This is a genomic window from Stenotrophomonas sp. YJH_SMC_48-3 (assembly GCF_059369375.1).
In genome coordinates this window covers 38,792-50,225 of record NZ_JCAFSQ010000017.1, presented here as the reverse complement: position 1 = coordinate 50,225, position 11,434 = coordinate 38,792, and the positions used below count along the sequence as shown (strand labels likewise).

General features: G+C 66.4%; 8 protein-coding genes. 5 read left to right on the top strand and 3 right to left on the bottom strand.

The features are described from left to right. Window positions 1–245 precede the first annotated feature (245 nt). The 3 genes from AC5P65_RS19895 to fdnG are packed head-to-tail and all read right to left on the bottom strand — an operon-like array spanning window position 246 to window position 4,886. Window positions 246–893 carry a formate dehydrogenase subunit gamma gene (locus AC5P65_RS19895; RefSeq protein ID WP_021203714.1) on the bottom strand — a complete coding sequence of 216 codons (648 nt, stop codon included), beginning with the start codon at window positions 891–893 and terminating at the stop codon, window positions 246–248. After that, window positions 890–1,807 carry a formate dehydrogenase subunit beta gene (gene fdxH, locus AC5P65_RS19890; protein WP_012481154.1) on the bottom strand — a complete coding sequence of 306 codons (918 nt, stop codon included), beginning with the start codon at window positions 1,805–1,807 and terminating at the stop codon, window positions 890–892. Before fdxH ends, AC5P65_RS19895 begins: the two co-directional genes overlap by 4 nt. A 10-nt stretch (window positions 1,808–1,817) precedes the next feature. Next, a complete protein-coding gene (fdnG, locus tag AC5P65_RS19885) occupies window positions 1,818–4,886 on the bottom strand; it encodes a formate dehydrogenase-N subunit alpha (RefSeq protein WP_495215810.1) in 3,069 nt (1,022 codons plus the stop codon). A gap of 290 nt (window positions 4,887–5,176) precedes the next feature. On the opposite strand from fdnG, the gene gmk reads away from it, so the two are divergent. From gmk to recG, 5 genes are all read left to right on the top strand, one after another. Then, window positions 5,177–5,842, top strand: a complete 666-nt coding sequence (gmk, locus tag AC5P65_RS19880; RefSeq protein ID WP_019661981.1) for a guanylate kinase — start codon at window positions 5,177–5,179, stop codon at window positions 5,840–5,842. A 110-nt stretch (window positions 5,843–5,952) separates the two neighbouring features. Beyond that, entirely contained in the window at window positions 5,953–6,252 is a 300-nt protein-coding gene (gene rpoZ / locus AC5P65_RS19875) for a DNA-directed RNA polymerase subunit omega (RefSeq protein WP_005410877.1), read from the top strand. A 105-nt stretch (window positions 6,253–6,357) separates the two neighbouring features. Then, complete coding sequence (locus AC5P65_RS19870) at window positions 6,358–8,520, top strand: RelA/SpoT family protein (RefSeq protein WP_010484045.1); 2,163 nt, start codon at window positions 6,358–6,360, stop codon at window positions 8,518–8,520. A gap of 177 nt (window positions 8,521–8,697) precedes the next feature. Continuing rightward, entirely contained in the window at window positions 8,698–9,084 is a 387-nt protein-coding gene (locus AC5P65_RS19865) for a RidA family protein (protein ID WP_005410875.1), read from the top strand. Between the two features lie 7 nt (window positions 9,085–9,091). Further along, window positions 9,092–11,203 carry an ATP-dependent DNA helicase RecG gene (recG, locus tag AC5P65_RS19860; protein WP_111098860.1) on the top strand — a complete coding sequence of 704 codons (2,112 nt, stop codon included), beginning with the start codon at window positions 9,092–9,094 and terminating at the stop codon, window positions 11,201–11,203. Window positions 11,204–11,434 lie beyond the last annotated feature (231 nt).

Genomic DNA, 11,434 nt, shown 5'->3' with positions numbered 1-11,434 from the left:
GGTCTTGCCGTGTGCGCAGGACAGCGCACACGAGCAAGCGGCGACCGAGCTTACATGGGTGAGGGCGCTTTGCTTGCGAAGCACTGCTTCGCAAGCGCCCGAACGCACAGCCGCCAGCGGCTGGGCCGGGCCCCGGAGGGGTACTTGCAGCGTCCCCCGCAACCGGATCCACCCCGCCATCCCACGGATAGCCGCTGTTGCTGTTGCCTTGGCTTGAAGTGGGTGCAGGGCCGCAGGCCCTGCCGCTACCCCTCTTCCCGACGTCCGCGCAGGATGTCCCGGAACCACTGCCGGTGATGCTTGTACGCCCACCCATAGGTCACCTTGCCCTGGGTCATCGCCCGCACCGACCCCTTGATCCAGATCGCCGCATAGATGTGCACCACGATCGCGCAGATCAGCACCCAGCCGAACAGCGCATGGGCCAGCACCGAGAAGCGGATCACCCCGATCGGGAAGAAGTGGCTGAAATACTGCCGCCAGATCACGAAGCCGGTCAGCAGCAGCGCCGACAGGCAGCCGATGATGGCCCAGAACAGCAGCTTCTGGCCCGCATTGAAACGGCCCACCGGCGGCAGCTTCTCATCTTCGTTGCGCAGCACATCGCGCATGCCGCGCATCCACGCGCGATCGTCAGCGGTCGGCAGATTGTCGCGCCACATGCGGAACGCCAGCATTGCAAAGCCCACCACCATGGCCAAGCCGATGAACGGATGCAGGATGCGCGTCCACGGTCCACCGCCGAACAGCTGGGTCAGCGGAAACAGGGCAGGGTGGAACAGGGCCAACCCTGACAAGGCGGTCAGCACGAAGCAGATCGCCACGATCCAGTGGTTGATGCGGGTCGGCGCGCGGTAGCGGATGATCTGGCGCGGGTGCGGGGCGTACTTCATGGCCGCTGCTCCTCTTCGATCTTCTTCGCCTCGTGCTCGGCTTCCTCTTCTTCCTCGTCATTGACCGTATTGCGGCCGATGCCGATGTAATGCAGGAAGCCGGCGAAGGCGGTGGCGGCGATCGCCAGCACGCCCAGCGGCTTGGCCACGCCCTTCCAGACCTCCACCATCGGGCTGATGCGTGGGTCCTTGGGCAGATCGGCGTACAGCTCGGGCTTGTCCACATGCTGCAGCACGTACATCACGTGGGTGCCGCCGACGCCCTGCGGATCGTACAGGCCAGCATTCTCGTAGCCGCGCGATTTCAGGTCTTCCACGCGTCCGGCCGCGTGCTCGGTCATCGCCTGCTTGCTGCCGAAGGTGATCGCGCCGGTCGGGCAGGTCTTCACGCAGGCCGGTTCCTGGCCCACCGCCACCCGGTCCGAACACAGCGTGCACTTGTAGGCCTTGTGGTCCTTCTTGGAGATGCGCGGCACGTCGAACGGACAACCGGTCACGCAGTAGCCGCAGCCGATGCAGTTCTCTTCCTGGAAGTCGACGATGCCGTTGGCGTACTGGATGATGGCACCGGGCGACGGGCAGGCCTTCAGGCAGCCCGGATCGCTGCAGTGCATGCAGCCTTCCTTGCGGATCAGCCACTCCAGCTTGCCCTTCTCGTCCTCGTACTCGCGGAATTTCATCACCGTCCACGACTGTTCGCTCAGGTCGGGTGGGTTGTCGTAGCTGCCAACGCAGCTACCGACCTCGTCGCGCAGATCGTTCCACTCCATGCAGGCGACCTGGCAGGCCTTGCAGCCGATGCACTTGCTCACATCGATCAGCTTGGCGACCTGGCCGGTGTGCGCACCACGCGCCTCCGGCGAGGGCGTGGTGGTGGCCGAGCGGCGGATGATGTCCAGCGATTGCAGTGACATGGCGTGTCTCCTACACCTTCTCGACCTTGACCAGGATGCACTTCGATTCGGGCGTCTGCGAGTTGCCGTCACCGATGGCGTTGGTCAGCGTATTGGCGATGTAGCCGGGCTTGGCCGCACCGAGGAAACCCCAGTGGATCGGCACGCCCACCTGGTGCACGGTCCGGCCATCGATCTGCAGGGCCTTGATGCGCTTGGTCACCATGGCGACCGCTTCGATGTGGCCGCGCTTGGAACTGACCCGCACGCGGCTGCCGTTGTTGATGCCCAGCTCGTCGGCCAACGCCGCGCCGATCTCGACGAACTGCTCGGGCTGGATGATGGCGTTGAGCTTGCCGTGCTTGGTCCAGAAGTGGAAATGCTCGGTCAGGCGGTAGGTGGTGGCCACATGCGGGAACTCGTCCGGCGAACCGATCTGTGCACGATCGCTGGCGAATACGCGCGCTGCCGGGTTGTTCAGCGTCAGTGCCTGGCCGGGGCTGAGCGGGTTGCTGCGCAGCGGGGTATCGAACGGTTCGTAGTGCTCCGGGAACGGGCCTTCGGCCATGCCGGCCTTGGCGAAGAAGCGGGCGATGCCTTCCGGGTTCATGATGAACGGGCCCATGCCACCGGCAGGATCTTCGTCGGCCTTGAAGTCCGGCACGTCCACGTTGCCCCAGTTCTTCCCGTTCCAGGCCAGCAGCGTGCGGCGCGGATCGAACGGTTGGCCGGCCACGTCGCACGAGGCGCGGTTGTACATCACGCGGCGGTTGGCCGGCCACGCCCAGGCCCAGCCCAGCGTGTTGCCGATGCCGGTGGGGTCGCTGTTGTCACGCCGCGCCATCATGTTGCCGGTCGGGCCCCAGGCACCGATGTAGATCCAGCAGCCGCAGGCGGTGCTGCCGTCGTCGCGCAGGTCGCCGAATGCGGCCAGCTGCTCGCCGGCCTTGCGCACCAGCCTGGTCGGGTCCTTCGGATCGAACACGTCGGCCAGCGCCTTGCCGTTGTATTCCATCGCCAGTTCTTCGGGCGTGGGTACCTCAGGGTTGGCGTAGTTCCAGGCCAGGTCGCGCACCGGCTCCCACCACGCACCGCCGTCCTTCTCGTACAACGCTTTGATGCGATGGAACAGCTCGGACATGATCTCGATGTCACTGCGTGCTTCGCCCGGTGGGTTGGCCCCCTTCCAGTGCCACTGCAGCCAGCGCGAGGAATTCACCACCGCGCCGTTCTCCTCGGCGAAGGAAGTGGTGGGCAGGCGGAACACTTCGGTCTGGATCGTGCTCGGGTCGACGTCGTTCAGTGCGCCGTGGTTCTGCCAGAAGGCGATGGTCTCGGTTTCCAGCGGGTCCATGCTGACCATGAACTTCAGCTTGGAGAACGCACTGATCAGCTTGCCCTTGTTCGGCGCCGAGGCCAGGGGGTTGAAGCCCTGGCAGATGTAGCCATGGATCTTGCCCTCGTTCATCAGCTCGTACGCCTGCAGCATGTCGTACGGCTTGTCCAGCTTGGGCAGGTAATCAAAGCACCAGTTGTTGTCGGCGGTGGCGGCGTCGCCCCACCACGACTTCATCAGGCTGACGTGGAACTTCGGGTAGTTCTGCCAGAACGACATCTGGTTGGCGCGCAGCGGCTTCTGCGTGCGCTTGGCGATGTAGGCGTCGTAGTCCTGTTCGTCCTGTTTCGGCAGCGTCAGGTAGCCGGGCAGCAGGTCGGACATCAGGCCGATGTCGGTCAGGCCCTGGATGTTGGAGTGCCCGCGCAGCGCGTTCATGCCACCACCGGCCACGCCGATGTTGCCCAGCAGCAGCTGCACCATGGTGCCGGCACGCACGTTCTGTGCGCCGATCGAGTGCTGCGTCCAGCCCAGCGCGTACAGGATGGTCATCGCCTTGTCCTTGACGGCGGTGGACGCGATCATGTCCCAGATCTGGCGGATGCTGTCGGCCGGCGTGCCGCAGATGCGTTCGACCATCTCCACGGTGTAGCGCGCGTAGTGCTGCTTGAGCAGGTTGTAGACGCAACGCGGGTCCTTCAGCGTCGGGTCGCTGCGCACGAAGCCATCGTCACCGTAGGCGTAGTCCCAGCTGGAGCGGTCGTAGCTGCGCTTCTCTTCGTTGTAGCCCGAATACAGGCCGTCCTTGAAGGCGAACTCGTCCTTCACCAGGAACGACATGTCGGTGTAGTTCAGCACGTACTCGTGCTGGATGCGGTCCTCGGTCAACAGGTAGTTGATCAGGCCCCCCAGGAACACGATATCGGTACCGGTGCGGATCGGCGCGTACACGTCGGCCACCGCGGCCGAGCGGTTGAAGCGCGGATCGACCACGATCAGCCGGGCCTTGTTGTGCGCCTTGGCCTCGGTCACCCATTTGAACCCGCACGGGTGTGCCTCGGCGGCATTGCCACCCATGATCAGGATCAGGTCGGCATTCTTGATGTCGACCCAGTGATTCGTCATCGCACCACGGCCTAGCGTCGGGGCAAGACCTGCCACCGTCGGGCCGTGTCAGACACGTGCCTGGTTGTCGAATGCCAACATGCCAAGGGAGCGGACGACTTTGTGGGTCGGCACCGCGGTTTCATTGCTGGTGGCCGAGGCCGCCAGCATGCCGGTGGTCAGCCAGCGGTTGACCGTCTGCCCGGCCTCGTTCTTCTGCACGAAGTTGGCGTCGCGGTCTTCCTTCATCAGCCGCGCGATACGGTCCAGCGCATCGTCCCAGCTCAGCCGCTTCCACTCGTTCGAGCCCGGCGCGCGGTACTCGGGGTAGAGCAGCCGCGACTTGCTGTGGATGATGTCGGCCAGGCCGGCCCCCTTCGGGCACAGCGTGCCGCGGTTCACCGGATGGTCCGGGTCGCCTTCGATATGGAAGATGCTCGGCTCGGCGTTCTTGGCGCCATCGCCGAGGCTGTACATCAGGATGCCGCAGGCCACCGAACAGTAGGTACAGGTGTTGCGGGTCTCGGTCGCGCGGGTCAGCTTGTACTGCCTGACCTCCGCGAGCGCGATGCCGGGCGCGAAGCCCATCAATGCCAGGCTGGAGCCGACCAGGGTTGTCCCGGTCACTTTCAGGAACTGGCGGCGGCTCATCGATGGCATGCCGTTCTCCTGGGATGGCGGGGAGGCACGGGCCTCCGGGCTGTCGTTGGGTACGGCCCGGTTATAGCACAGGCTCCCGCATACCCATGTGGCACAAGGCCCGGCGCCTGCCGGGCAGGCGCGCAAACGGGCGCCTCTGGTAAAGTTGCGTGCCCCACCCCGGGGAAGCGTCTGCCGGGCCTGGTTCCAGGATGTTCCGCGCAGCCCCCGCCGTCCTGGCGCGATCCGCCGCGCCGGACCTGGAACACCGAGGAAAAAAGTTTGCGAAATCAAACCGTTGGATCCCCCGCATGAGCGCCCCGTCGAAGCCGTCGGACACCGTTGCGCGCGGCACGCTGTACATCGTGGCCGCCCCGTCTGGCGCCGGCAAGAGCAGCATCGTCAATGCCACCCTGGCGCGTGACCCGCAGATCGCCCTGTCGATTTCCTTCACCTCGCGCGCAATGCGCCCCGGTGAAGTGAATGGCCAGCACTACCACTTCGTCAGTGCCGAGAAGTTCGAGCAGATGATCGCCGCCGGCGACTTCTTCGAGCACGCCTGGGTGCACGGCGACTGGAAGGGCACGGCCCGGCAGTCGGTGGAGCCGCAGCTGGCCGCCGGCCAGGACGTGCTGCTGGAGATCGACTGGCAGGGCGCGCAGCAGGTGCGCCAGCTGGTGCCGGGCACGGTCACCGTGTTCATCCTGCCGCCGTCCAAGCAGGCCCTGCAGGACCGCATGCGCAAGCGCGGCCAGGACAGCGAAGCCGTCATCGCCCAGCGCCTGGGCGCGGCCCGGGACGAGATGCTGCACTTCAACGAGTTCGACTACGTCATCGTCAACGAGGTGTTCGACACTGCCGTGGACGAGCTGTGCGCCATCTTCACCGCCAGCCGCCTGCGACGGGAGGCCCAGAAGGTCCGCCACGCCAGCCTGATCCAGGCGTTGCTGACCCCCGATCCGGGTGCAACTGACTGATTCCAAAAGAATCGGGTGGGGGTTGGCTTGATTTTGTCCAGCTCCTGCCAGTACACTCCGTCCCCTTTCCCTCATTCGACTGAGCGGCCGACCGGTCGCCGGGAGCCCGTATGGCCCGCATCACCGTAGAAGATTGCCTGGAAGTCGTTAACAACCGTTTCGAACTGGTCATGATGGCATCCAAGCGTGCCCGCCAGCTCGCCAACGGCGTGCAGGCCACGCTGGACAACAGCGAGACCGAAGACAAGCCGACCGTGCTGGCGCTGCGCGAAATCGCCGCCCGCAAGATCGACAACGCGCTGATCGACGAAGTCGAGAAGGCCGAGCGTGAGCGCGCCGAGCGCGAAGCGCTGGAGTGGGCCGCCGCCGAAGTGGTCGCCGACGAAGACATGTCCAAGAACGACGATTGATCGCATCGATCAACGTCGTTGCTGGATCGCCGAACAGCCCGCCCCGTGCGGGCTGTTTCGCATTCAGGATTTGCCGTAAACGTCGCGCTGGAATAGGCTTCGGGCATGAACCCAGGCCCCACTGCCAAGGTCGCCGCAGCCCCCGCTGCCGCCGTACCCGACTACGTCCTCCAGCTTGAACGCGCCGCCCATTACCTGCCGCCGGAACAGCTGCCGCTGCTGCGCCGCGCCTGGGAAGTCGGAGCCGCCGCGCACGCCGGGCAGACGCGCAAGTCGGGCGAGCCCTATATCACCCATCCGGTGGCCGTGGCCCAGGTGCTGGCCGAGCTTGGCCTGGACGTGGAAGCGTTGATCGCGGCGATCCTGCACGACACCATCGAAGACACACCGCTGACCCGTGAGGCGCTGGCCGCCGAGTTCGGCGAAGCCGTGGCCGAGCTGGTCGACGGCGTGACCAAGCTGGACAAGCTGAAGTTCCGCGACCGCCAGGAAGCGGCCGCCGAGAGCTTCCGCAAGATGCTGCTGGCAATGTCGCGCGACCTGCGCGTGATCATGATCAAGCTGGCCGATCGCCTGCACAACATGCGCACGCTGGGCGCGCAGAGCCGCGAAGCGCGCGGCCGCATCGCCCGCGAGACGCTGGAGATCTACGCGCCCATCGCCCAGCGCCTGGGCATGAGCCTGGTCAAGAGCGAACTGCAGAACCTGGGCTTCAAGGCGCTGTATCCGTGGCGCCACGCGATCCTGGAAAAGCACATCCGCAGCCAGCCGGTGGTGCGCCGTGAGGCGCTGGCACAGGTGGAGGTGCAGCTGTCGCAGCGGCTGGCGAAGGAAGGCATCGAGCATCGCCTGGTCAGCCGCATCAAGACGCCGTGGAGCATCTACAACAAGATGCGCGACGAGAACAAATCGTTCGACCAGGTGATGGACGTGTTCGGCTTCCGCCTGGTGGTGCGCAGCGTGCCCAGCTGCTACCACGCGCTGGGTTCGGTGCATGCCACCTTCAAGCCGCTGGATGGCCGCTTCCGCGATTTCATCGCCATTCCCAAGGCCAACGGGTACCAGTCGCTGCACACCGTGCTGTTCGGGCCGTATGGCTCGCCGATCGAAGTGCAGATCCGCACCGAGGAAATGGACCTGATCGCCGAACGCGGCGTGGCCGCGCACTGGACCTACAAGTTCGGCGGCGATTCGCCCAACAGCGCACAGAGCCGTGCCCACGCGTGGATCGTCGAGCTGATCGACTCGCAGCGTGCCGCCGGGTCCTCGCTGGAGTTCCTCGACAACGTCAAGGTCGACCTGTTCCCGGACGAGGTCTACCTGTTCACGCCGAAGGGCAAGATCCTGGCCCTGCCGCGCAATTCCACCGCGCTCGATTTCGCCTACGCCGTGCATACCGACGTCGGCAACATGGCGGTGGCCTCCCGCGTGGACAAGAAACTGGTGCCGCTGCGCACCAAGCTGGTGTCGGGGCAGTCGGTGGAGATCATCACCGCACGCTCGGCCACGCCGAAACCGCAGTGGCTGGAATTCGTGGTCACCAGCAAGGCGCGCACTGCCATCCGCCACCAGCTCAAGCAGCTGGAGCACGAGGACGCCGTGCAGCTCGGCCACCGCATGCTCGACCGTGCGCTGGAGGCGATGGATTCGTCGCTGGAACGGTTGCCGAAGGGGCGCCTGGATGCGTTCCTGGCCGAGCATCGTTTCCCACGCCTGGAGGCGCTGCTGGCCGAGGTCGCACTGGGCAACTGGATGCCGACCCAGGCCGCGCAGGCGCTGATGGCCTACGCCGAACTGCGTGGCGGCCCGCATTCGCGCCACCACTCGCAGGAAAAGATCCTGATCAACGGCAGCGAGCGCGGCGTGGTCACCTTCGCCGGCTGCTGCCAGCCGATTCCCGGCGACGAGATCATGGGCTACCACACCGCCGGCAAGGGCATCGTGGTGCACCGCATGGACTGCCCGAACCTGGCCGAGCTGCGCAAGTCGCCCGAGCGCTGGGTGCCGATCGGCTGGGACACCACCGTTTCCGGCGACTACGACACTTCGCTGGTGGTGGAAGTAGAGAACGGCACCGGTGTGCTGGCGCAGCTGGCTGCTGCCATCGCGCAGAGCCATTCCAACATCGAGCGCGTGGACTACCTGGACCGCGACTTCAACGCCGCCGTGCTGGCGTTCAACATCCAGGTACGCGACCGCAACCATCTGGCCGAAGTGATGCGCCGTCTGCGCCGTCTGTCGGTCGTGCAGTCGGTACGCCGCCAGTAACGCGAACCCGGTAGTGCCGGCCGCTGGCCGGCAATTTCGCGGTGCTTCCGACGTTCATGAGGTTGCCGGCCAGCGGCCGGCACTACCGGAGCGGCGCGGTAGATCCACGCCATGCGTGGATGCACCCCCACCCGGTACAATCACCGCTCTGTTTTCCCCCAAGCACCGGAGCGACCCATGTCCCGCCAGATCATCAACACCGAAAAGGCCCCCGCTGCCATCGGCCCGTACTCGCAGGCCGTGCGCGCCGGCAACACCGTGTACTTCTCCGGCCAGATCCCGCTCGACCCGGCCACCGGCGACATCGTCGGCGCCGGTGACGTCGAAGCACAGGCCCGCCGCGCCTTCGACAACCTCAAGGCCGTGGCCGAAGCCGCCGGCGGCTCGCTGGACAAGGTCGTGCGCCTGGGCCTGTACCTGACCGACCTGGGCGAGTTCGCCAAGGTCAACGCGGTCATGCAGGACTACTTCCAGGCCCCGTACCCGGCCCGTTCCACCATCGAAGTCTCCGGCCTGCCGAAGGGCGCCAACTTCGAGGTCGACGCGGTGATGGTCATCGACTGACCGCCACGTGGCACGCAAGGCGGCGGTCACCCCGGTCCTGTCACCGTCCGGCGAAGCATCCCTGGCGATGCTCGCGGGCGTCGGTCCGGCCGTGGCCGCCAAACTGCAGGCGCGTGGCCTGGCCACCCTGCAGGATCTCTGGCTTCATCTGCCGCTGCGCTATGAAGACCGGACCCGGCTGACCCGCATCGAAGACCTGCGCAACGGCGTGCCGGCGCAGGTGGAAGGGCGGGTGGTCGCGGTCGAGCGCGGCATGCGCTACCGGCCGATGCTGAAAGTAGCGGTGGAAGACGAAGGGCAGGGCACCCTGGTGCTGCGCTTCTTCCATTTCCGCCAGCAGCAGGTCGGCCAGTTCGCGGTCGGCAACCGGCTGCGCTGCTTCGGCACGCCCAAGCCGGGCCACCTCGGCCTGGAAATCGTCCATCCCAGCTACCAGGTGCTGGGCCGCAACGACGATCCCGAACTCGGCGACCGCCTCGACCCGGTGTATCCCTCCGTCGAAGGCGTGGGCCCGATGACGATGCGCAAGCTGATCGGCCAGGCGCTGGACCGCCTGCCGGAGGAAAGCACGCTGGAACTGCTGCCCAGCGGCTGGCTCGATGGCCTCGGCCTGCCGTCGCTGCGCAGCGCGCTGCTGACCGTGCACCGGCCGCCGCCCGATGCCGACCTGGCCGCGCTGGCGGCCGGCACTCATCCAGCGCAGCGTCGCCTGGCAATGGAAGAGCTGCTGGCCCACCACCTCAGCCTGCGTCGCCAGCGTATCGCGCTGCAGGCGCACCATGCACCGCCGCTGGCCGGCCCCGGCAAGCTGGCCAAGGCGCTGCTGAAGCAATTGCCGTTCGCGCTGACCGGCGCGCAGGCGCGGGTGTTCAAGCAGATCCGCGAGGACCTCGCGCGCCCCAGCCCGATGCTGCGGCTGGTGCAGGGCGATGTCGGCTCCGGCAAGACCGTGGTCGCCGCGCTGGCGGCGATGCTGGCGGTGGAGCAGGGCAAGCAGGTTGCATTGGCTGCGCCCACCGAGCTGCTGGCCGAACAGCATCTCAACAACCTGCGCGGCTGGCTGGAACCGCTCGGTGTGCGCATCGCCTGGCTGGCCGGCAAGGTCACCGGCAAGGCGCGCGCCAAGGTGATGGAGCAGGTCGCCAGCGGTGAAGCGCAGGTGGTGGTCGGCACCCACGCACTGATGCAGGAGGCCGTGGTGTTCCAGGATCTGGCACTGGCCATCGTCGACGAGCAGCATCGCTTCGGCGTGCATCAGCGACTGGCGCTGCGTGACAAGGGCGCGGGAGGCAACAGCGTGCCGCACCAGCTGGTGATGACCGCAACACCGATTCCGCGCACGCTGGCGATGTCCGAATACGCGGACCTGGATGTCTCGGCCATCGACGAACTGCCACCGGGCCGCACGCCGGTGCAGACCGTCGCACTGAACAATGACCGTCGCCCGGAGCTGATCGAGCGCATTGCGCTGGCCTGCCAGGAAGGGCGGCAGGTGTATTGGGTGTGCACGCTCATCGAGGAAAGCGAAGAGCTGGATGCAACCCCCGCGCAGGCCACTTACGAATCACTGCAGGCACTGCTGCCCGGCGTACGCGTCGGGCTGGTGCATGGCCGCCTGAAAGCCGCCGAAAAGCTGGCGACGATGGTGGCGTTCAAGGCGGGCGACATCGACCTGCTGGTGGCCACCACCGTGATCGAAGTGGGCGTGGACGTACCGAACGCCTCGTTGATGGTGATCGAGAACGCCGAACGCCTCGGCCTGGCCCAGCTGCACCAGCTGCGCGGCCGTGTTGGCCGCGGTTCGGCGGTGTCGCGCTGCGTGCTGTTGTACCAGGCACCGCTCTCGCAGATGGCACGCGAGCGCCTGCAGACCATGCGCGAAACCAACGATGGTTTCGTCATCGCCGAAAAAGATCTGGAGCTGCGTGGCCCCGGCGAACTGCTGGGTACGCGGCAGACCGGCCTGGCCGGCTTCCGCATCGCGGATCTGGCCCGCGACGCCGGCCTGCTGCCCGGCGTGCATGACCTGGCGGAGCGCCTGCTGGACCAGCAACCCGCGCTGGCTGATCGTGTGGTGCAGCGCTGGATCGGCACCGCCGTGCGTTACGCCTCGGCGTAAGTGCCGGGGGGCGGATCCCTTTGCACAGCAAAGGGCTCTAACCCCATTTCGGGGACGCACATCCACGCACGGCGTGGATCCACTGTAGAGCCGAGCCCACGCTCGGCTGCTGTGGGCGCTGCGCGCGGGAGTTGAGCATGGCCCGACTCTACAGAGAGCTCTTCCCCGCCATCCGCGGGAAACCCGCTTTTGACGTTGCTGTTGAAGTTGCCGGCCAGCGGCCGGCACTAC

What these genes read in the sequence shown, in the direction of transcription:
- rpoZ (WP_005410877.1), top strand. Translation starts at nt 5,953, where the DNA reads ATGGCCCGCATCACCGTAGAAGATTGCCTGGAAGTCGTTAACAACCGT.
- gmk (WP_019661981.1), top strand. Translation starts at nt 5,177, where the DNA reads ATGAGCGCCCCGTCGAAGCCGTCGGACACCGTTGCGCGCGGCACGCTG.
- AC5P65_RS19865 (WP_005410875.1), top strand. Translation starts at nt 8,698, where the DNA reads ATGTCCCGCCAGATCATCAACACCGAAAAGGCCCCCGCTGCCATCGGC.
- AC5P65_RS19895 (WP_021203714.1), bottom strand. Translation starts at nt 893, where the DNA reads ATGAAGTACGCCCCGCACCCGCGCCAGATCATCCGCTACCGCGCGCCG.
- AC5P65_RS19870 (WP_010484045.1), top strand. Translation starts at nt 6,358, where the DNA reads ATGAACCCAGGCCCCACTGCCAAGGTCGCCGCAGCCCCCGCTGCCGCC.
- fdxH (WP_012481154.1), bottom strand. Translation starts at nt 1,807, where the DNA reads ATGTCACTGCAATCGCTGGACATCATCCGCCGCTCGGCCACCACCACG.